Genomic DNA, 20,466 nt, shown 5'->3' with positions numbered 1-20,466 from the left:
CGAACCCGTTAAGGTTCGCCCTTTTTTGCATTTGCTTACTGAATCAGAGCTTGGCTTGCAGCAGTGCTTCGAGTTTTTCCTGGTCGCGGGCGAACTGACGAATCCCCTCAGCCAGTTTCTCGGTCGCCATCGCATCCTCGTTGGACAACCAACGGAACTGCGCTTCTTTCAGGCTCAAGCGCGCCTCACCCGCATGGCCCGGAGCCAACTTGCGCTCCAGCTTGCCAGTGTCAGCCGCCAGCTTCTCCAGCAGGTCCGGGCTGATGGTCAGGCGATCACACCCAGCCAACTGCTCGATCTGATTGAGGTTACGAAAGCTCGCGCCCATGACCACAGTCTTGTAGTCATTGGCCTTGTAGTAGTTGTAGATACGCGTCACCGACTGCACGCCCGGATCATCCGCGCCAATGTAGTCGTTGCCGTTAGCCTTCTTGTACCAGTCGTAGATGCGACCTACGAACGGCGAAATCAGGAATACCCCGGCGTCAGCACAGGCCGCAGCCTGAGCAAACGAGAACAGCAGCGTCAGGTTGGTCTGAATGCCTTCCTTTTCAAGCTTCTCGGCGGCGCGGATGCCTTCCCAGGTGGAGGCGATTTTGATCAGCACGCGGTCGCGGCCAATGCCGGCCTTGTCGTACAGCTCGATCAGACGGTGCGCACGCTTCAATACGGCGTCAGTGTCGAACGAAAGGCGCGCATCCACTTCAGTGGAAATTCGGCCCGGTACAACCTTCAGAATCTCTTGGCCTACCGCCACGCCAAAACGGTCGCTGGCCAGGCCCACATCGCCCTTGCAGTCGTGAACGCAGGCGTTCAGCAACTCGGCATAACCGGGGATGGCAGCGGCTTTCAGCAGCAGGGAAGGGTTGGTGGTAGCGTCGACGGGTTTTACGCGAGCGATAGCTTCGAAGTCGCCGGTGTCGGCAACTACGGTGGTCATTTGTTTGAGTTGTTCCAGCTTGGAAGTCATGGGCGTGCTCTGTCCTATGGGTCTGATGACATTACCCGAGCGCTGACAGCCACTCAAGGGCGCATGTACGTATCGGTGGCCCCGGTGGCAACAACCGGGAAACGGATGTTTGAAAGGCGGGGCGCGGGTATCGGTAAATACGATGCCAAAACGCGGCGCAGGTTCAAAGCAACTGACCGTTGACGCTTCGCTGGCAACTCCGGCGACTGCGCTGCCATGCCTGCATTCGGGTGCCTGTGACTGTTAGAAATAGTCAAGTTCAGTCGTTATAAGATGTCAATTAGTGCCACCCGGATGGCGTGTAATGTGGCGCCGATAAATGTAGGTATTGGATGGGGAAATGACTTCACAAGGGGAGCGGGTGTCTGCAATTGTGGAGGCCTTCGATGACTTTATTCTCGGTTATGTCTTGAAGAAATTGACCGAAGTATTTGAAGAACTGATGACTGCTTCAAAGAAGAACCACCCGGACAATATGAATGGTCTGGTGGAGATGGGAAGAGTGAAAGCCGCGAAGAAAATTCCCGGCTGGCTAAAACGAGTGAAATCCAGCATGCCCAGTCAAGTCACTCGCGTGTTGATGGAACAAATGAACGACTCCCAGAAGTCCAGACATGACCTGCGGTTTGAAGCGCAAGCCGTATTGTTCGAGGTCCTGGTGGAGGAGTCGCTGGCAATGGACGCCGCGAGTTATGCGGAGTGGATGAATAAAAGCCCCTGTTAAGGGAAGGGTGCGGTCGTTACTTTAGTAACATTCTGACGGCCACTTGCGCAGGTTTTGATTTTCCATCAGATGACGTTAGCCCGAAACTTCGTTCGCGATCGTTACTGCCTGAGTCGCTGTTTTTCCATTCGTAAAGGGATGTCAGCGGTATATTCAGTTTTTTGACATCCGAGATGAATCTTGTAATGCGTGATGCTTGTCCGGCGGTGCCCCCGATGGAACTGAGCGATGGCACTCCCCATTCGGTAATGACCCCCGGTACATGGAAGTTATCGAGGATAAACGCTTGAGCACTGCTGATCTCGGTGCCCGACATGCCATAGGGATGGTAGGAGACTGCACTGAGGCATTGTGGGTAATCCTTAATGATTTTAGTCAGTGCGACGGTCGCCTTGGAGTCTTTGGTTGGCACCTTTGCGAACCCAAACCCGATCAGTGGGGTTGAATGATCCCGCTGTTGTAACGCGTTGCACACTGCACTCATGAAAGGCACAAACGTTACTTCAAAATCCCGGGTGGGCCAGTATTTCGGCAAGTCTGGTTCATTCCAGATTTCAATGGCGACAAGCTGCGTGCTGAAGGCTTTTTCCAGGCCGATGACCGAGTTCGCGAAGGAATCTCCCGCAGCGGCGAGATCACTGCCGCTGCTTTGCGTTTTGTGAGTTAACGCTTTGGTTGAGCGAACGGTCATCAATACCGGCAGTTCGGCGGATTTGGCAGCAGCGAAGGCTTCATTGATCTGGTGTTGATACGCCGGGTTGCCCAGGCTGTTCGTCCATACGCCAAAGCGTACGAATCCGAACCCTGAGGCTTTGATCTGATGGGCGTCGGCGGCTGAGAAATTTTGAATCTTCACCTGAACGCCTATTGTCTTGTTGTCTTGCGCCAGCACTGAAAAAGCCTGGCTGGCGTAAGCGGGGCTGAGTGCGCCAAGTATAAACAGCGTTGAAGTGGCGATCAGTCGAATACGCATATCGGGATTTCCTGTTGAGTCAGTATGTCGTCCCTGGCATGGGCCAGGGTCAAAATAGCATTAGCCAGTTAGTACAGCGATATCATTAATCCTCTATGTCATTCCCTTCATTGTTAATTTTTGTCGGATAAATAACTTCCAGATCGCAAGTGTTATTTATGGTCCGGTTTTCTGGTTGGGTGTTTTTATGCGTCGTGGTATTTAATACACTTGTATTTTCATGACGGATCCATCTCTGAATGCGGGACGATCTAATCGGTTCACTCAACTCCTCGCTATACGTTGGCCGATTCGACACTACACGGGAAGAGTAGCCTTGTTCAGAAAGATTCTTGTGGTCTGCGTCGGCAATATTTGCCGAAGTCCTACCGCTGAACTGTTGCTTCGCCATGCGCTGCAACCTTCAGGTATCTCAGTGACCTCCGCGGGATTGAACGCGCGGGTGGGTGAGTCTATGGAGCCCGACGCACTTCTGGCTCTTGAAGAGCAGGGCCACGAAGCCCAAGCGTTTAAAGCGCGACAGATTACTCCCGCCATTGTTAATGAATCAGATCTCATTCTGGTCATGGAAAAAGAGCATGTACAGGCCGTACTAAGGATTGCATCGCACGCCAGGGGCAAAGTGTTTCTTCTGGGTAAGTGGCAGAGTGAACGCGAAATAAAGGACCCGTATCGTCAAGGAAAAGCTGCTTTTGTCCATGCCCATGCATTGATTGAAGATGCCGTTTGCTCATGGGCGCAGCGCCTCGGACGTTGATGGATGATTTTCAGATTAGTAATAATGGTAAAAGAATAGACCTTATGCAGTTACCGTCAGTAGTCAGCACCCGGGATAAAGAGAGAGACGAGATTGATCTGCTCGGTTTATTAGGCACATTGATTGACCATAAATGGTTGATCGGTGCCATCACCGGGGCGTTCATGGTGAGCGGTGCCGCGTATTCGATCTTATCGCCGCCAGTGTATCTGGCGAACGCTCTGGTACAGGTCGAGCCGAAAAAGAACGACATGTTGGGCTTCTCGGATATCAGTAGCATGCTCGGTGGGCAATCCCCGGCGGCTACCGAGATCGGCATTATCAAGTCCCGCGCGGTGATTGGTAAAACAGTCGATGATCTGCGCCTTGATATCGTGATAACGCCCAACACCTTTCCGGTTGTCGGCGGCTTTCTTGCGCGGCGATATAAAAGTACCCCGACCGAAAGTGTTTCACCGCCGCGTTTCGGCATGAACAGTTATGCATGGGGCGGCGAACGCCTTGATATTGAACAGCTCAATCTGCCGAATGAACTGTTAGGCAAGAAATTGAAGCTGGTTGCCGAAGAGCAGAATCGATTCAAACTCTACGATGACAATGGCGGTTTGTTGGCCGCCGGCGCCACAGGCGAAGCCATCGCGCAAGACGGTGTAGAGGTGCTCGTCGCGAGCATGGCCGCGAATCCAGGCACCCAATTTGAAGTCGTGCGCAATCCACGCATTGTCACCATTCAGAATTACCAGGACGCCCTCGAGGTCTCCGAGCAAGGTAAAGAGTCGGGCATTATAAGTCTGGCCTTGGCCAGCACCGACTACGCGCTGGCGGTGAAGATTCTCAACAAGATCTCAAGACTGTATGTGCAGCAGAATGTGCAACGCACCTCAGCCGAGGCAGCCCAGAGTCTGGAGTTCCTGCAGGCACAACTCCCGCAAGTCAAAGACGATCTGGTCAAAGCCAGTAACGCGCTGAACAGCTATCAAACCCGCGGAAATACAGTAAACATTTCGCTCGAAACCAAGTCAGTCCTGGAACAGATGGTGGTGCTGGATACGCGCATCTCGGACCTGAAACTCCAGCAAGCGGACATGGATCGAAAGTTCACTAGAGAGCATCCGGCTTACCGCGCCTTGATGGCTCAGATGGGGGATTTGAACAAACAGCGACAAGGGTTGGAAAAAAAGGTCCAGGGGCTTCCGGCTACACAGCAGGAGCTGTTGAACCTGACCCGTGATGTGGAAGTGGCGACACAGATCTACACCCAGCTGCTGAACAAATCCCAGGAGCTGGATATCGTAAGGGCAGGGGCGGTCGGCAATGCGCGGTTGATTGATACGGCGGATGTCGACATCACGACCCCGGTCAAACCCCGCAAAGCCCTGATCGTACTGATTGCGACTTTCCTGGGTGGGTTTGTCGGTGTTGCCCTGGTGTTAGTGCGTAAATCGCTGAGCAGAGGACTCGAGGGGCCAGAAGCCATCGAACAACTTGGACTGCCCGTCTATGCCTCCATTCCTTACAGCACCCTGCAACAGGAAGAGGACAGTAAAAAAGTCCGCTTGGGCGATAGTGCCAACCACCAGGCGTTTCTATTAGCGCTGCGTAACCCTACTGACCTGTCCATCGAGTCGATACGCAGCCTGCGAACCTGTCTGCATTTTGCGGGGCTGGATGCGACCAATAACCGGATCATGATTTCCGGTCCGAGCCCCCAGGTCGGCAAGACGTTTGTCTCCTCTAACCTGGCCGCGGTCATTGCTCAAAGCGGGCAGAGAGTCGTACTGATCGATGGCGATATGCGCAAAGGTCATCTGCACAAGACGTTGGCCACCCCGATCAGCAATGGTTTATCCGATCTGTTGACCAAGCGCTGCAGCATTGAGCAAGCAATCAATAAGCTCGAAGTCGATAACTTGCATTTCATCAGTCGTGGACAGGTACCGCCTAACCCGTCAGAGCTGTTGATGCATGCCAACTTCAGAGAGCTCCTGGCAGAACTGAGTGAGCGCTACGACGTGGTGATCATCGACACGCCACCTCTTCTGGCCGTGACAGATGCTGCAATCGTTGGGCGTGAAGCCGCCATTAATCTGATCGTGACTCGCTTCGGTGTAAATCCTGCCAAAGAGATCGAATTGACTATTCGTCGGTTTGCTCAAAACGGTATCGAATTAAAAGGCGCGATTTTTAATGGCGTCGAGAAACGAGCGTCCAGCTATTACGGTAATGGCAGTTACGGCTATTACAACTATGAATACGCCTCTGACAAGTCGTGAAGCGAGTTCTATCTACCAAGTCATTGGATTGAAAGTGGGTTGACGATTTTTAACCACTTTCAACTCTCTTTTGCCTGCGTCTACGTTCATGGAATTGGGTGGATTGTGAAAAAAATACTACACGTTGCGGAAACGATCAAAGGTGGTGTTGCGACTGTCATCCGGACGATATCAACCCCTCCTGAGGGCGACGCCCGGCAGTATGAACTGGTCTATTTGATCCCGTTCGACCAGAAGAAAGAACTGCATGGCATTGATGAAAAGGACATCAGGACCTTCTCCAGAAACAAGAGAGGTGTTGTCTCCCTTCTGCGGTTTGCCTGGCAACTCATCCGTGTGATCTTCAAGGAAAAACCTGATGTGGTGCATTTGCACAGCACGTTCTCCGGTGTCATTGGCCGATGTGTTTGTTTGGTCGTGCGCCCTTGGCGGTCACCGAAAGTCATCTATTGCCCGCACGCGTTTTCGTTCTTGATGGAAAGTTCTCCCGCCAAGCAGAAAGTGTATTCGCTGATTGAGCGGCTTTTGCAAAAAGTGACGGATGTCATTATTTGTGTGAGCCAGTATGAACTGGATAAAGCGGCTTCGTTTGGTATCGACCGCCACCGTATGAAGCTGATCTACAACGGCATTCATTATAAAAACGATGAGGGTCTGTCTCATCAGCGTACGGATATTCAGCTTTTATTTGTGGGTCGACTGGACTACCAGAAAGGCTTTGATGTTTTGCTCAAGGCGTTCACGGAAGTCGAACGCAAGGACTTGAAACTGACGGTTGTCGGCAGTGCGGTAAATGAGGAGTCGGTAGAGTGCCCCGTCATTGACGCCGTTGAATACCTGCCCTGGGTAACCCCGGCAGAGGTGAATGAACTCTATAAAACGGCAGACGCCCTGATTGTCCCCAGTCGCTGGGAAGGTTTTGCCATGGTCCCACTCGAAGGAATGGCCATGGGCGTGCCCGTTATTGCCAGTGACTGTACATCGCTGCCTGAACTGGTGACGCACGACGTTACGGGCTACATATTTTCGACGGGCGATCACCAGGCGCTCGCCAATATCTTAGTAAATATCAAGAAACAAAAGTTGCTGGAGCTGGGCACCGAAAGCCGCAATCGAGTGCGCAAACGGTTCAGCGCAACGCTGATGATCCAGCAAACCTATGACGTGTATTCCGCTCAAACTTATTAAGTAGATATCAAGATATGAACGTAACTATTTTGCATGGCTACAGTGCGTCAAATTCGGGTGATGGCCTTCTCGTGGATTTGGCCATCGCCTTGGTGTTGCGAAACTTTGGTGCTGACACGTTAATCAACGTCGTTGCGTCGGACCCCAAGTCATTTAGTTATCTTCCCTATAAGCGGTATGACGCGCCGGTCATGGCGGCTAAAGGACTGGGGCGCGTGAAGGAAGCTGTGTTCCTTAAACAGTCTTACGCGCCACTCGCGGACCTCTTGAGCACCAGTGATCTGATCGTCGGGGTAGGCGGTGGGTACATGCGCTCAAAAAGTGCCTTTGAACACATCAAGTTGAAACTGGGTCATGCCAAGCAGCTCGAAACGGCGATTTTGAGCAAGGTGCCGTCGGTTTACCTGCCGCAAAGTATCGGCCCGTTCCACGGTGAGAGCAGCGCTATCGTAGAACACTACGCCAGTGCCGATGCGGTGTTTGTCCGGGACAACAGGTCGTCGGCTATTTTCGAGTCCAATGCCAATGTCTATCGAGCGCCAGATCTGGCGGTCCAGGCGTTGGCGAAGAAGATACTGGTGCAACCCAAGTTCACCCGCTGTGCGGCATCGCCGGCCGTGGTCTGCGTGGTTTTACGCAAGCCGCCGGAATGGAGCAAAGAGAAGAAAGTTGCCTACGTTGCCAACTTGAAGCTTCTGTTGAAGCGACTAAGGGCCAAGAGCAAAGTGGTCTGCGCTGTCCAAAGCGCCGTCCGTGGCAACGATGACGGGGCGTTCTATCGGGAACTCGGCATTACCGAGGACCTCTTGCCCTTGAAGGCAACCCTGTCAAAGTATCAGCCCGATCTGGTCATTTCCGTAAGGCTGCATGGAGCCATTGAGTCTCTACTCGCCGGCGTGCCTGCGTTCCATATCAGCTATGAACGCAAAGGTTTTGGCGCCTATCAGGATATGGGCGTGGAAGACTGGGTGATCAATGGTGGAGATATCAATGTCGACACCATCATCGACACCGTTTACGCCCCGAATGCGTTGTCCAGATTCGGTAAAAAACTGACGGACACCTGCAAGGAAATCGAAGCCAAAACGGAGTTGATGGACACTATCATCAAAGGGATTGTTCGATGATATTTCGGTTGTTGCTACGGGGAGGTGCATTAGGCGCGAAGTTTTTGCTGGTGTTGGCCATCACTCATTACCTGGGTTATGACGCATTGGGTTTCTACGGCGTAGTGGTAGCTGCCTCCTTGATCGCCTCGAAGTTTTACAGTGTAGGGTTCAGCTCTGAAATCAATCGGCTGATCAGCGTGGGGGGCAGTACGAAGCTCGTCGTTGATAAGGTACTGGTTCTATACCTGGCCGTTGGTTTGTTGTTATCGGTGGGCACGGTCGCCCTTTACTCACTGTTCAGTGATGTTGAGGCGAGTGTCGCGTTGATCGCGTGCGTCACGTTTTTGCTGCTCACCGAGCATCTTTCCTTCGAAATAAACTCGTTTGTCTTTTCCGCACAAAAAGCCAACTGGGGCGCGTTGTTGTTCTTCATCAAAACCGGCCTCTGGGCGCTCCTTGCCGTTGGCGGACTCATGGCGGGCGTGGTGTCCACCATCGCCAGTGTTCTTTGGTTATGGGTGGCCACCAACCTTCTGGTGATCGTGGCCGGTTACTTCATTGTGGTTAACGTTCACAGGGGGCGGGAAGTCAGTGTCGTCACCACGGCTTCTGTCTGGAGAGCAGGGCTGCCGTTTTATCTGGGAGGCGGGCTGATCGCATTAAGTCAGTACGCTGAACGTTTTCTCATTCTGGACATGGAACCGTATGCCAGCCTCGGCAAGTACGTGTACTCCTGGTCTGCCGCAAACACGTTACAAGCGCTGTCTTACGCGGTCGTTGCCGTGGTGGGCATTCCCGTGCTTGCCAAGCGTTATAAAGATAACCAGCAGGCGCTGACGGTCCGGCAATTATTTGTGAATCAATGGGTGCTGCGTTCACTCGTTGTTTCCTGCGCGGTTGCTGTGCTGATTTATGCCTTCTTTAACATCCTGCTTGATTATGTGGCCGCGGCAGTTCCGCGTCCGGATAACCGGATTTTAGCGATCCTGATTTTCTCTTTTGCCCTGCGCGCCGTCGGCGACATCGTATGGGGAGGCCTTATTGCCTCAAAAAATAGTCGGGTTTCATTAGCCAGTGCGGCAATCTGCCTGGTGATTTCACTGCCTGTCAGCTATGTGCTCATCAAGCACTATTCAATTTATGGCGCGGCGTGGGGCAATGTCTTTTCGATTACGATGCAGTTGGCCGTCATTGCTTTGCTGACCAGGTTCGCCCAGGCGAAGGGGAGCTTGTAATGGCTATTTCTCTACCGTCCATAGAGTTTCGCGGAAGAAAACTCGACTCGCCCATCTCATTCCTGATTCTGCTGTGTGGTCTTTTTCTGTCTATTGCGATGCCGCTGCTGATGCACCGCGATCCTGGTCCTGATGCAATGACGTTGTGGTCGTCATACGTTCGTTCAGACAACTGCAATTTCTGGAATCCGTTTTCACCAGACCGGTCTTCTTACGAGTGCTCGGCCTATCTGCTGCGTCCCACCGGTATCAACCTGACCAATGCGTGGGCCTACGGGATGCTGTGCAACCTGTTTCTGACTTCCATCCCGGTCTTCATCTTCAAAAAAATACCAATAACGTTGTTTCTAACCTTGTGTCTATGGGGTGTGGTCAGGTCGTTTTTTCTGGATAACCTGACCAAGGAAATCATTGTCTCGGTGGCGGTGATTGCCATTCTGTTTTTCTCCTTTTCGAAACGATACCGAGCGGGCTTTTTTCTTTCTGCGCTGTTTTACGGCGTGCTGATTCGGCCCTACTGGATATTGTTCTCGCTGGTCTGGGTTGGCGTGTGCGTGATGAAAAAGCATGTATCGCGTTTCAGTTTTTTCGTGATGTTGTTCATGTTCTATCTGGTGATCGCGACGGCGATTCAGTTGCTGGTCGGCTATTCGGTTTCGTCCATTCGAGCCAGTAACAATGAACAGCGCACCCTCGGTGAAGAGGGGTCAAAGTCATTGATCGTGTCGTGGTTTAGCGGCGGTGATTTCGTTTCACAGGCCGTGGACTCGATGAGCATATTCTTCAGGCTGTCTTTCCCGGTGGAGTTGATACTTCTCTCCGGCCTGGGCCAGATCATCTTCGTCGTGCTGATGATGATGACCTCGTTGTTGATGTTCAAAATGATGACGTCGAGTCACTACAAGGGCTCAATCATCGAGCCGAAAGTCAAAGAGCTGATTGCGATTCCACTGTCCTTTTTATTGGTGCAGGGTTTGTTCGAGCCTGACTTCGGCTCGTTTGCCCGACATTTCTCTATGGTGGTTCCGGTGCTGTTTCTGGGGTTGGGGTTGCAGTTGCGCTCAAAAAAACCTGAGTCGGTTGAATCAAGCGTCTTGCGCTGAGGTTTGTGGTTTATGCAAAGCAAGAAAAAATCGTTGGAAATAGAAACGCTCAGAGGCCTGGCGTGTCTGCTGCTGGTGCTCTATCACGTGATAGGGCCGTTGGGCGGTGGACTGAAAATAGACCTGGGATCACCGTTTCGGGTTTTGGCGGATTCGATGGTGTACGTCAGGATGCCGCTGTTCACTTTTATATCGGGCTATATCTATTCGATTTACAAAATCAGGGGCAATGACTTTTCCGCTTACTGCGTTGGCAAGGTGAGAAGGTTGATCGTGCCTTTGTTTTTTGTCGGTATTCCATTTTCCGTGCTACAGGTTGTCGGACCGGGTGTGAACAAGGACCTCGGTTTAATCGACGCCTTGTTGTCGTTTTACGTGCCGGTGAACCATTTCTGGTTTTTACAGGCGGTATTTATCATCTTCATGTTTGTCGGTTTTCTGCAGTGGCGCGGTCTGTTGCAGACGGCGACGCGGCTGTACCTGCTGTTTTTGTTTTCGGCGGTGGTGTTCTTGCTCCCGATCTTTCCGGTCGATGCGTTTGGTATCAATGGCGCGGTCTATTTGCTGCCGTTCTTCGTCACGGGAATGATTTGCCACGAAAAGGTCAGTGCTTTAAAGCGATCGCTGAAAGTGATCGGGCCGGTCGTGTTCGTCTTGATATCGGTTGCGCTGCTATACATTGCCGCCGTGGATCGTGAACTCATTGTCGATCGCCGAAGTCTTGTCGGCTTGCTCGTTGGCTGTACGTCCTGCGTCGCGCTACTGTCGAGTGACATGCGCTCGAAAGCACTGATCTGGCTCGGCGGATACTCTTACGCCATCTTCCTCTTTCACGTGCTGTTTGCCGCCAGTTCACGGTTCGCCTTGGGTCGGTTGGGTGTTACAGACGAAAGCATCCTGGTCGTGGGCGGTGTGCTGTGCGGATTGTTGGGCCCCGTGCTGTTGTCGAATGTTTTCAGCCGTTTTGCCATTACTTCTGTTCTGTTTTTGGGCGAACGTGCAAGCAACAAAAAGACTCCAGAGACAGGGTTTAAGGTGTCTCAAACCTGAGCGCCGATTCAGCCTACTGGCTGATAGATAGAAGGATGAGCCAATGGACTATGTCGAAGATGTGCGATCCGTTCCGGCTCCGGTGATCGAAGCAAGAAGTTCGCGCGAGCGGCTTGCCGGGATGTCCAAGGGTAAAGCGGAGGAGGTGCTGAACATCTCGGTGATTGGCGACAGCTACAGCGCCGGGCAGGACTTTTATCTCAAAGACCTCACTCAGCACCTGGCGAAAGATTTTGGTTTCGCTGGGCCTGGCTATGTCGGGTTCAATCACGGTGCCGCACTCGGCGGTTCGAATTTCAAATACACCCGCAGCAACAAGAAGTATTTCGGTGGAGATTGGGATGTTTCCAGTCTGGGCGAGGCAAGTCCGGACAGCCGCACCGTTACCGGGCAAGTGGGCGCTTATCTTGAGCTGGATTCCACCGAAACGGCTGCCATCAATACGTCCATTGCCCACGCCAAATTGCTCTACCTGGGCGATGGCAAAACCAGTGAGATGCGCTATCGGTGGACACCTTCAGACACCTGGCACCCTTTGACCATGGCCGGTTCAGGGGTTCAGGAAATACAACTAAGTGCCCCCGCCAATGATAAATGGGCGTTAAGGCTTGAAGTGGTGAAAGGCTCGCCGACGTTGTTCGGGTTGTGGCTGGCCAATAATCAGGGCGGTGTCAGGGTCTCCAAACTCGCCGCTTCCGGCGCAGCCTCCGGTGACTTTTATAAAAGCGACCGCCAATGGCAAACCCAATGGAAGGCCGTCTTCTCAAAGATACCGGCGGACGTTTACCTGATCATGTTGGGCGGTAATGACCAGGGGTTTGGCGTTAAGCCCAAGGACTATCTGGAGAACATGAAAGGGCTGGTGCGGATGATCCGCGACGTTCATCCGGCGGCGAGCATCAACGTGATCCTGCGTCAGGACACAACGCGCGCAAGTACCTATCCGATGACGGAGTACGCTCAGGTGCTTGAACCTTGGGCACGTTCGGAAAACATCGCGTATGCGAGTTTGCAGTGTACGTTCGGTCCCGACTTCAAACGCTACGCCAATGACGGGCCGACACCCATGATCGGCCCGGACAAAATACACCCCATCCCGGGTTCGGGCGGTCGGCTTATCGCGGATTACTTGTATCGCCTGATGGTCGGTGGTGTCAGTGAAGCGCCGGGTAAGTGCGGTTCCGCGTTGAAGTAATCATTCACCGTTCAAAGTGTTCCAGATGGCTCAGTAACTCTGCGGTTTTCAGAGGCATCAAGTCAGGATCGCATCGGGTTTCAACGTTGAAGACGATGGCCGGGTCGCTGTAGCGGACGCGAACCCGGAATCGCCAATCGTTGAAAATCACTTTAAGCCCGTCGCGTTCATCTATATCCAAAGCCTGGTGGACGTACAGGCTGTTTAAGTGGGTCAAGAGCGCAAAGGGGTCCCTGACCGGGCGATAGATATCGCCCGAAGAGGGGAACACCCCGATACGCTCAACCAACAAGGTTGTGCCAAACCAGGCAGCCGAGGTGGAAGATAACGACGGGTTTCTTGACAGCCAGGCCATCACCCCGAAGTTGCTCGCTTGCTGTTCGATGTCTACCGAGCGTTTTGCAGTGGTCATAGTGGCCTGCCTGGGTGAATGAGTTGGGTTAAAGACCGTTGAGATACAGCTGCTCATAGCAAAAGTTGGTGGCGTCGATATAGCCTTCTGCGCCACCGCAATCAAAGCGCAGGCCTTCGAACTTGTAGGCCAGCACGCAGCCATTTTGCGCCTGCTTCATCAGCGCGTCGGTGATCTGGATTTCGCCGCCCTTGCCGGGTTGGGTATCGGCGATCAGATCAAAAATATCGGGGGTCAGAATGTAGCGGCCAATGATCGCCAGGTTGGACGGTGCGTCCTCGGGCGCCGGCTTCTCGACCATGCTGTTGACCCGGTAGATCCCTTCGGAAATCAACTCGCCAGCGATCACGCCGTATTTGTGCGTCTGATCATGGGGGACTTCCTGAATGGCCACGATCGAGCAGCGGAATTTTTTGTAGAGCTTGATCATCTGCGCCAACACGCCGTCACCTTGCAGGTTCAGGCACAAGTCATCCGCCAGCACCACGGCAAAAGGTTCGTCGCCGATCAAGGGACGACCGCTGAGAATCGCGTGCCCCAAACCTTTCATTTCGACCTGACGGGTGTAGGCGAACGTGCAGGTTTCAATCAGCTCCCGTGTGCCGGCCAGAAACTTTTCCTTTTCGGTGCCGCGAATCTGGTGTTCCAGTTCATAGCTGATATCGAAATGGTCTTCCAGTGCACGTTTACCCCGACCGGTCACAATTGCCATGTGTTGCAAACCCGCGTCCCGCGCTTCTTCAACGGCGTACTGGATTAAAGGCTTGTTGACGATCGGCAGCATTTCCTTCGGCATGGCTTTTGTTGCAGGCAAGAAGCGCGTGCCATAACCAGCGGCGGGGAACAAGCATTTACGAATCATAGATATATCCTGGAAAGTCATTGTCCACAGCCACACAAAAAGAGTGTGGTTGTGGGTTTTGATGTATTACTGAGGTTGTACTTTAATACCTTAGACAAGATTTGATGGCAATTAATAGCATGTGCAGAGTGGGGTAAATGTTATTAGTTGTCGGGCTTGACGGTTTTTAGTTAATTTTAGTCGGCATCTATTCATAGTGTCGGTTGTTCTGAAGTGCTAATAAGTCATTGGCTTCAATTGATGATGCGTGCATTTAAACATTGCACGCAATTGAGCACTTCAAATCCCCTTTATGGACCGCTCTATGAAGATTCTGGTAACGGGTGGAACCGGCTATATCGGTTCTCACACCACACTTGCGCTGCTTGAGGCGGGCTTCGACGTAGTTGTTCTGGACAACCTTTGCAACAGCTCTGATGCGTCCCTGCACGCGATTGAATCCATCTGCGGTAAATCCGCGTCAATGATTCACGGGAATGTGTGCGACCGAGCATTGCTGGACCGGATTTTTCAGGCGCATTCCATCGACGCTGTCCTGCATTTTGCCGGTCTCAAAGCCGTAGGCGAGAGCGTGCGCAAGCCGCTTGAGTATTACGAAACCAACGTGTGCGGGAGCATTACCCTGTGCCAGGCGATGTCCGCGGCCGGGGTGTTCCGGTTGGTGTTCAGTTCATCGGCCACGGTGTACGGCGCGCCTGAGCAGATGCCGATTCGTGAAGATTTTCCTACAGGCACACCCACCAATCCTTACGGGCAATCCAAGCTGATCATCGAAAACGTGCTGCATGATCTGTGTGCGGCAGAGCCGCGCTGGAGCGTCGCGCTGTTGCGTTACTTCAACCCGATCGGCGCTCACGCCAGTGGGCACATGGGTGAAGACCCCAGCGGGATCCCCAATAACCTGGTGCCTTACATCAGCCAGGTTGCCGTCGGCAGTCTGCAGGAACTGTCAATATTTGGTGATGATTACCCCACCGTCGATGGCACCGGCGTGCGCGACTACATCCACGTGGTGGATCTGGCGGACGGACACCTCAAGGCGTTGCAGTCGATCTCGACGCGTACCGGAATAAATATTTGGAACCTGGGCACGGGAGACGGTTACAGCGTTCTGGAGGTACTCCGGGCATTCGAGCAGGCTTCGGGGCGGACAGTGCCTTATCGAGTGATGCCGCGACGTTCGGGCGATGTCGCCGAGTGTTGGGCCGATCCCTCCAAAGCGGCGAAGGAGCTCGGTTGGAAGGCCACGCGGAATTTGCAGGAGATGATGACGGACACTTGGCGCTGGCAATCGAACCATCCCAGGGGCTACCTCGAGTAAGGCTTGAGGGTGTGCCTTCAGCGCCCGGTTTTTCTGCTGAACTGTTATATCAGGCTTCGATGTTAATTATGGTCGGGAAAATTGACTGGAAACACCTCCCGCAAGTCCGTAGATATAAAGAACACGCAGGAAGGAGTTCGATATGAAAAAGATGATGGTAATTGCCATGTTGTCCATGATGAGCAGCGGGGCTTTCGCTGTAGAAGTACCGCTCTCGCTGGAAACAAAAGTGCTGGGTGATGTAACGGCGGCACAAGCAGCACTGGCCAGCACTGCGCTGGTTTCAGGTGCCGTGGCTGCCTCCAGCAGTGGTGGAAGTTCCAATGGCGGAACCACCGGAAGTACCGGGACAACTGGCACTACCGGGACCACCGGCACAAACTGAGAAATACCGCAGGTGTTGTACAAGATTGCCCGGCTAACACTGGGCGATCTTGTTTTGGGTTTGCCCTTGAATAGCGTAGTGCCATTATGATTCGTAGTGTTCCTTTTTTAATGCTGGCAAGTATTGCTTTGCAAGGTTGTATGTTTTCGCCGGGTCAACATATGAGCACCAGCGATATTACTCGCGAAGGTGCCAGCGAAAACAGTCGGGTTGAGCTTATTCCGATTACCCCCAAGCTCATCGCCATGGACAGGGCCACTCAGATACGTGAGTCACTGCCCCCGGAATTGTTGGCCACACCGGACGAATACCGCATTGGTAACAACGATGTCTTGTACATCACGGTATGGGATCACCCCGAGCTGACCGCACCTTCAGGCGCGCAACAGCAGATCGATGCAAACGGTCGCCTTGTGCGTTCCGATGGCACGCTCTACTACCCCTACATCAAAGAAGTCCAGGCTGCCGGAAAGACCATCCAGCAACTGCGATCCGATATCGCCGAGCAGTTGTCGACTTTCATCTCGGACCCGCAAGTGGATGTCGCGGTATTGCGCTTTGCCAGTCAGAAAGTGGTGGTGTCGGGCGCCGTATTGAAAGCAGGCCCGCAAGCGATTTCCACCAACCCGCTCAATGTGGTTGAAGCCTTGGGTTCTGCGGGTGTCGACCCTCTGAATGCTGACTTGTCGGGGTTGCTGTTGACGCGAAACGGGCGGGTTTATCCACTGAATCTCGACGCGCTCAATCAACAGAATGCCGAGTTGCAGAAGGTCTACCTCAGAGGCGGCGATCAGTTGTATTTGCCGTACAACGACAACAAAAAGATTTACGTGATGGGCGAGGTCAATCAGCCGCGCGCGTTGACGTTCAAGACCCGCACCATGAATCTTTCCGACGTCATTGGCTCGGTAGGGGGGTTGAACCAGACCACCTCAAACGGCAATGCCGTGTACGTCATCCGGGGCGTGGAAAACCTCGATGTGGAACCCGCCAAAATCTATCAACTGCAAGCCGAGTCACCTTCGGCCATGGCGCTCGCCACTCATTTCGACGTTCGTCCCCAGGACATTGTTTACGTAGGTCCTGCCAACGTCACCCGCTGGAACCGCTTCATCAGTCAATTGGTGCCATCGGCCTCGATTCTGGGCATGGGCGCGGCGGCACAAAACAACTTAAGTGAAGCCAACAGCAGATAAGGTCTGGTCCCACTGTGAGAACGTTGAAAGTTAGCGTCTGCTTGATGGCGGCCTTGCTGTTGTGTGGATGTAATCCGCTGATGAAGGCCACGCTGGCCAACTTCAAGGCCGTGGCCACCGGGCCCGACGACCTGGAGTTGACCCCGGCGCAAGTGGCCGAGGTTCAGTACCCCCAACTCAAGTTGACCACCCCTTCTGGTGAAGGGGTGTTGGCGATGGTGCGTGAGCGAGGCGACTTGCAGTACTGGGTCGCGTCCGGCAAGCAGGTGCTGTTGCTGCGTGACGGTTTGGCGGTTCGCACTGTCGGACTGGGCTTCGAGGGGGATCTGGACGGTACGCGAATCGAAGCGCAATCGCCGTTCAAGCAAGGCCTTCACCGGTTGCCCGATGGATACACCAGCCAGCGCTTTATCGATCTCTATCGGGGTTACGAAGTGGGCGTTGCCGTGAGCAGTCGCTTCACCCGAAAACCTATGGAAACCATCAGGATCCTGGACAAGGAATACGCTGTGCTGCGTGTCGATGAGCAGATAGAGGCACCGGCTATTGGCCTGCGCGCGACCAATCATTATTGGGTCGATCCGGACAACGGTTTCATCCTGCAGAGCGAGCAGCAACTGACTGGGCGACTCCGGCTGAAGATCGTGCAGTTGACCGCTGAACGCAGGGCTGTCCGTTGAAGTTTCCCAGGGCGTTATGGACGTGCCTGTTGTTGATTTCCAGCGGCGCGAGTGCGGCAGTCACCGTCAGCGGCGATGTGCGCAATCCGGGACCGGTCGAACTGCAACCCGGGGGCCGCGTGCTGGACGTGATGCGTGATACGCAACCCAATCCTGAAGGCTACTGGCTGGCGGCCGCCTGGCTGCGACAACCCTTGCTCGAACAGCAGGCTCGGCTCAAAGCCGGGGTCTTGTTCGATTTGAAGGTGCTGCAACGCACCGCATTGCTCTTTGATCGTCCCAGCCGGGCGGCATTGGCGTTGCGGTTGTACGAGCAAGTCAGCCGCTTGCCGGTTACCGGGCGCCAGGTGGCCGTGCTCGATCCGATCGCGGTAGAAGTCGGATTCGCTCGCAACTTTCGCCTCGATGACGGCGACAGCCTGGTCTACCCGATGCGTTCCGATGCGGTTGAAGTGCTGGGCGCTGTCGCCGAACCGTGCCGGGTCGCCTATCGTCCGCTGCAGGAGGCCCGGGATTACCTGCAAGGGTGTTCACCGCGGGCCGATGCCGACGCCGATTACCTCTGGATCATTCAGCCCGATGGCGTCACCCACCGGGTCGGCATTGCGCCGTGGAATCGCGAAAGCGGGCAGGTGCCTGCCGCCGGCAGCAAAATCCTCGTTCCTGTCAAAACCGATGATCTTAATCCGCCTATACCTGAACTGAATCAGCAGTTGGCCGAATTTCTTGCCACGCAACTGGCTGAGGTGGTTCCTTGAATTTACGTTTTGCTGCAGTGCTGTTGTTGCCTTGTGGTTTGGCTCACGCAGAGCCGCGATTGACTCAAAATGATTTCGGCGGCGTGGGCTTGATGCAGACACCGACTGCCCGAATGGCCCCGGCCGGCGAGTTGAGTGTGAATGCCAGTCGAACCGATCCCTACACCCGTTACAGCGTTTCATTGCAGCCGTTTGAATGGCTGGAAGGTTCGTTTCGCTACACCGCGATCACCAACCGCAGGTATGGCCCCGAGTCATTGAGTGGCGACCAGAGTTACAAAGACAAGGCCGTGGACCTCAAAGTACGCCTTTGGCAAGAAAGCCACTGGGCACCTGAACTGGCCCTGGGCTTTCGCGATGTCGGTGGTACCGGCCTGTTCTCCAGCGAATTCCTGGTCGCCAACAAACGCTATGACGACTTTGATTTCAGCGCGGGTATTGCCTGGGGATACATCGGCAATCGAGGCGATGTCGACAACCCGTTGGGTTGGGCGGCTGATCGCTTTAACACCCGGCCGGACGGCGAGGGCACCGGTGACGTCAACACCAACGCCTATTTCCGTGGGCGACCTTCATTGTTTGGCGGCGTCACCTACCAGACACCGTGGGACCCGCTCAGCCTGAAGCTCGAGTACGAAGGCAACGACTACAAAAACGAGCCGAAAGACAACGCCATCAAGCAAGACTCGCCCATCAATATCGGTGCGGTGTTCAAGCTGAGCGATTCGGTGGATCTCAGCGCTGGCTGGGAACGCGGCAATACCGCTATGTTTGGCATCACCCTGCACACCAACTTCGACAGCCGCAAGACACCGGCCAAGACTTACGATCCGCCAGCGGAGCGTCTGCCGGCACAGGCACCCGCCACGCCACCGGATCAGGTCAACTGGGCCAACGTGTCGCAACGCCTGCAGAAAAATGCGGGCTATAAAGTCGAGCGCATCACCCAGCGCGGCCCCGAGTTGTTTGTGTACGGCGAGCAGACGAATTATTTCCATTCGGCAAAAGCCGTCGGCCGCGCCAGCCGGATTCTGGACAACAGCGTCAACGACGATATCGACTGGTTCACCCTGGTGAACAAGCGCTACGACATGCCGCTGGAAGAAACCAGTGTGCCTCGCGAGATCTTTCGCGAAGTGGTCAATAACGAGGAGCCGCTGCAAACTTTGCACCGTACCACCGAGGTCAATGGGGCGATGCCGCACACCGAGACCACGCTCTATACCGCGACGCGCGATCCATTCAACTACGGCATCGGGCTGGGCTATAAACAGAACGTCGGTGGCCCTGATGGTTTGCTCTATCAGTTGAGTGCCGATGCGGACGCCGAGTATCGCTTCACGCGCAATACCTGGTGGAGCGGCATGCTCAGCGCCAACCTGGTGAACAACTACGACCACTTTACCTACGACGCCCCGAGTGGATTGCCCCGGGTGCGGACGGACTTGCGCAAGTACCTGACGACCTCTGACGTCACCATGCCCACGTTCCAGGTCAACCACGCCGAGCAGTTGGATAAAGACCTGTACGGCATGGTCTACGGCGGCTATCTGGAGTCGATGTTTGCCGGTGTTGGCGGTGAGGTGTTGTTCCGTCCAGCGGGCCAGCGCTGGTCGGTGGGTGCAGATTTGAACTACGTGCGTCAGCGCGAGTTTAATCAGGGTTTTGGCTTGCGTGATTACTCGACCGTTACCGGCCATATCACCGGCTATACCGACTTGCCGTTCGATACCCAGGCAGCCGTCAGTGTCGGCCGTTACCTGGCGCGGGATTGGGGCACCACCATCGACCTGTCACGGGAGTTGCGCAATGGTGTGCGATTCGGTGCCTGGGCCACGCTCACCACCGCGACAAAAGCGGAATACGGCGAAGGCAGTTTCGACAAGGGCATCTACATCTCGATTCCTTTCGACGAACTGATGAGCATGTCGACCATGCGTCGCGCCAACATCGTCTGGTCGCCGCTGACCCGGGACGGTGGTGCACGGCTCAATCGCAGCTACTGGCTGCACTCGATGACCGATAGCCGTGACAGTGATTTGTTCTACCGCAACTTCGACAAGATCACTGAGTGAAGGCGGGCGAACTACAGGGCGACAGACGCTGTAGTTCGTGACGCGGTCAACCGGAAGGGGGATGCCCGGAAGGTTTCACAGTGAGCACACTTCTGCGCAGGGTTCTCTGCGCTATCCCAACACACTTCAACGGTAAGCCGGGGGCTGACATAAGTCCCTGGTTATGGTCTTGCATGGGCACCAGAGCCTGATAGACGCCC

At 54.3% G+C, this 20,466-nt stretch carries 19 protein-coding genes; 15 read left to right on the top strand and 4 right to left on the bottom strand.

Features of this window, described 5'->3' with window-relative positions:
- Window positions 1–43: 43 nt before the first annotated feature.
- Window positions 44–970, bottom strand: coding sequence for a transaldolase (gene tal / locus ACYZTM_RS04980; RefSeq protein WP_461987383.1), 927 nt, complete (start codon window positions 968–970; stop codon window positions 44–46).
- A gap of 340 nt (window positions 971–1,310) precedes the next feature.
- On the opposite strand from tal, the gene ACYZTM_RS04975 reads away from it, so the two are divergent.
- Complete coding sequence (locus tag ACYZTM_RS04975; RefSeq protein ID WP_131059925.1) at window positions 1,311–1,694, top strand: hypothetical protein; 384 nt, start codon at window positions 1,311–1,313, stop codon at window positions 1,692–1,694.
- Between the two features lie 16 nt (window positions 1,695–1,710).
- Here ACYZTM_RS04975 and ACYZTM_RS04970 read toward each other — a convergent pair whose 3' ends face one another.
- Window positions 1,711–2,667: a glycosyl hydrolase family 5 gene (locus tag ACYZTM_RS04970; RefSeq protein WP_461987381.1), complete on the bottom strand. Its 957-nt coding sequence runs from the start codon at window positions 2,665–2,667 to the stop codon at window positions 1,711–1,713.
- 316 nt (window positions 2,668–2,983) lie between these two features.
- Between ACYZTM_RS04970 and ACYZTM_RS04965 the strand changes: the two genes are divergently transcribed.
- From ACYZTM_RS04965 to ACYZTM_RS04930, 8 genes are all read left to right on the top strand, one after another.
- Entirely contained in the window at window positions 2,984–3,424 is a 441-nt protein-coding gene (locus tag ACYZTM_RS04965; RefSeq protein WP_461987379.1) for a low molecular weight protein-tyrosine-phosphatase, read from the top strand.
- Window positions 3,425–3,468: 44 nt separating this feature from the next.
- Window positions 3,469–5,697, top strand: a complete 2,229-nt coding sequence (locus ACYZTM_RS04960) for a polysaccharide biosynthesis tyrosine autokinase (RefSeq protein WP_461987377.1) — start codon at window positions 3,469–3,471, stop codon at window positions 5,695–5,697.
- 105 nt (window positions 5,698–5,802) lie between these two features.
- Complete coding sequence (locus ACYZTM_RS04955; protein WP_461989099.1) at window positions 5,803–6,885, top strand: glycosyltransferase; 1,083 nt, start codon at window positions 5,803–5,805, stop codon at window positions 6,883–6,885.
- 14 nt (window positions 6,886–6,899) lie between these two features.
- On the top strand, window positions 6,900–8,012 hold the full coding sequence (locus tag ACYZTM_RS04950; RefSeq protein WP_131059922.1) for a polysaccharide pyruvyl transferase family protein: 1,113 nt from the start codon (window positions 6,900–6,902) through the stop codon (window positions 8,010–8,012).
- Window positions 8,009–9,229, top strand: coding sequence for an MATE family efflux transporter (locus ACYZTM_RS04945; protein ID WP_131059921.1), 1,221 nt, complete (start codon window positions 8,009–8,011; stop codon window positions 9,227–9,229). Before ACYZTM_RS04950 ends, ACYZTM_RS04945 begins: the two co-directional genes overlap by 4 nt.
- A complete protein-coding gene (locus tag ACYZTM_RS04940) occupies window positions 9,229–10,332 on the top strand; it encodes a hypothetical protein (RefSeq protein WP_131059920.1) in 1,104 nt (367 codons plus the stop codon). The genes ACYZTM_RS04945 and ACYZTM_RS04940 overlap by 1 nt, the downstream gene beginning before the upstream one ends.
- 12 nt (window positions 10,333–10,344) lie before the next feature.
- Entirely contained in the window at window positions 10,345–11,382 is a 1,038-nt protein-coding gene (locus ACYZTM_RS04935) for an acyltransferase family protein (RefSeq protein ID WP_461987374.1), read from the top strand.
- Window positions 11,383–11,425: 43 nt separating this feature from the next.
- On the top strand, window positions 11,426–12,577 hold the full coding sequence (locus tag ACYZTM_RS04930) for an SGNH/GDSL hydrolase family protein (protein WP_461987372.1): 1,152 nt from the start codon (window positions 11,426–11,428) through the stop codon (window positions 12,575–12,577).
- A gap of 4 nt (window positions 12,578–12,581) precedes the next feature.
- Here the strand turns inward: ACYZTM_RS04930 and ACYZTM_RS04925 are convergent, their stop codons facing one another.
- Window positions 12,582–12,989, bottom strand: a complete 408-nt coding sequence (locus ACYZTM_RS04925; RefSeq protein WP_461987370.1) for a mannose-1-phosphate guanylyltransferase — start codon at window positions 12,987–12,989, stop codon at window positions 12,582–12,584.
- 28 nt (window positions 12,990–13,017) lie between these two features.
- Complete coding sequence (gene galU / locus ACYZTM_RS04920; RefSeq protein ID WP_131059916.1) at window positions 13,018–13,851, bottom strand: UTP--glucose-1-phosphate uridylyltransferase GalU; 834 nt, start codon at window positions 13,849–13,851, stop codon at window positions 13,018–13,020.
- 304 nt (window positions 13,852–14,155) lie between these two features.
- Between galU and galE the strand changes: the two genes are divergently transcribed.
- The 6 genes from galE to ACYZTM_RS04890 all read left to right on the top strand — a co-directional run bounded on the left by galE (window position 14,156) and on the right by ACYZTM_RS04890 (window position 20,266).
- Complete coding sequence (gene galE / locus ACYZTM_RS04915) at window positions 14,156–15,172, top strand: UDP-glucose 4-epimerase GalE (protein WP_461987368.1); 1,017 nt, start codon at window positions 14,156–14,158, stop codon at window positions 15,170–15,172.
- Between the two features lie 142 nt (window positions 15,173–15,314).
- Complete coding sequence (locus ACYZTM_RS04910; protein WP_131059914.1) at window positions 15,315–15,557, top strand: hypothetical protein; 243 nt, start codon at window positions 15,315–15,317, stop codon at window positions 15,555–15,557.
- Window positions 15,558–15,643: 86 nt separating this feature from the next.
- Window positions 15,644–16,753, top strand: coding sequence for a polysaccharide biosynthesis/export family protein (locus tag ACYZTM_RS04905; protein ID WP_461987366.1), 1,110 nt, complete (start codon window positions 15,644–15,646; stop codon window positions 16,751–16,753).
- A gap of 14 nt (window positions 16,754–16,767) precedes the next feature.
- A complete protein-coding gene (locus ACYZTM_RS04900) occupies window positions 16,768–17,433 on the top strand; it encodes a YjbF family lipoprotein (protein ID WP_131059912.1) in 666 nt (221 codons plus the stop codon).
- Window positions 17,430–18,191 carry a capsule biosynthesis GfcC family protein gene (locus ACYZTM_RS04895; RefSeq protein ID WP_461987363.1) on the top strand — a complete coding sequence of 254 codons (762 nt, stop codon included), beginning with the start codon at window positions 17,430–17,432 and terminating at the stop codon, window positions 18,189–18,191. The genes ACYZTM_RS04900 and ACYZTM_RS04895 overlap by 4 nt, the downstream gene beginning before the upstream one ends.
- Window positions 18,188–20,266, top strand: a complete 2,079-nt coding sequence (locus ACYZTM_RS04890) for a YjbH domain-containing protein (protein WP_461987361.1) — start codon at window positions 18,188–18,190, stop codon at window positions 20,264–20,266. Before ACYZTM_RS04895 ends, ACYZTM_RS04890 begins: the two co-directional genes overlap by 4 nt.
- The last annotated feature ends 200 nt before the right edge of the window (window positions 20,267–20,466 follow it).

This window comes from Pseudomonas sp. MDT2-39-1 (assembly GCF_054898085.1).
The sequence above is the reverse complement of the archived record's forward strand: the minus strand, read 5'-3'. Positions and strand labels throughout refer to the sequence as shown.

What these genes read in the sequence shown, in the direction of transcription:
- ACYZTM_RS04935 (WP_461987374.1), top strand. Translation starts at nt 10,345, where the DNA reads ATGCAAAGCAAGAAAAAATCGTTGGAAATAGAAACGCTCAGAGGCCTG.
- ACYZTM_RS04970 (WP_461987381.1), bottom strand. Translation starts at nt 2,667, where the DNA reads ATGCGTATTCGACTGATCGCCACTTCAACGCTGTTTATACTTGGCGCA.
- ACYZTM_RS04940 (WP_131059920.1), top strand. Translation starts at nt 9,229, where the DNA reads ATGGCTATTTCTCTACCGTCCATAGAGTTTCGCGGAAGAAAACTCGAC.
- ACYZTM_RS04950 (WP_131059922.1), top strand. Translation starts at nt 6,900, where the DNA reads ATGAACGTAACTATTTTGCATGGCTACAGTGCGTCAAATTCGGGTGAT.
- ACYZTM_RS04975 (WP_131059925.1), top strand. Translation starts at nt 1,311, where the DNA reads ATGACTTCACAAGGGGAGCGGGTGTCTGCAATTGTGGAGGCCTTCGAT.
- ACYZTM_RS04960 (WP_461987377.1), top strand. Translation starts at nt 3,469, where the DNA reads ATGCAGTTACCGTCAGTAGTCAGCACCCGGGATAAAGAGAGAGACGAG.
- ACYZTM_RS04925 (WP_461987370.1), bottom strand. Translation starts at nt 12,989, where the DNA reads ATGACCACTGCAAAACGCTCGGTAGACATCGAACAGCAAGCGAGCAAC.
- ACYZTM_RS04930 (WP_461987372.1), top strand. Translation starts at nt 11,426, where the DNA reads ATGGACTATGTCGAAGATGTGCGATCCGTTCCGGCTCCGGTGATCGAA.
- galU (WP_131059916.1), bottom strand. Translation starts at nt 13,851, where the DNA reads ATGATTCGTAAATGCTTGTTCCCCGCCGCTGGTTATGGCACGCGCTTC.
- ACYZTM_RS04905 (WP_461987366.1), top strand. Translation starts at nt 15,644, where the DNA reads ATGATTCGTAGTGTTCCTTTTTTAATGCTGGCAAGTATTGCTTTGCAA.
- ACYZTM_RS04945 (WP_131059921.1), top strand. Translation starts at nt 8,009, where the DNA reads ATGATATTTCGGTTGTTGCTACGGGGAGGTGCATTAGGCGCGAAGTTT.
- tal (WP_461987383.1), bottom strand. Translation starts at nt 970, where the DNA reads ATGACTTCCAAGCTGGAACAACTCAAACAAATGACCACCGTAGTTGCC.
- ACYZTM_RS04910 (WP_131059914.1), top strand. Translation starts at nt 15,315, where the DNA reads ATGAAAAAGATGATGGTAATTGCCATGTTGTCCATGATGAGCAGCGGG.
- galE (WP_461987368.1), top strand. Translation starts at nt 14,156, where the DNA reads ATGAAGATTCTGGTAACGGGTGGAACCGGCTATATCGGTTCTCACACC.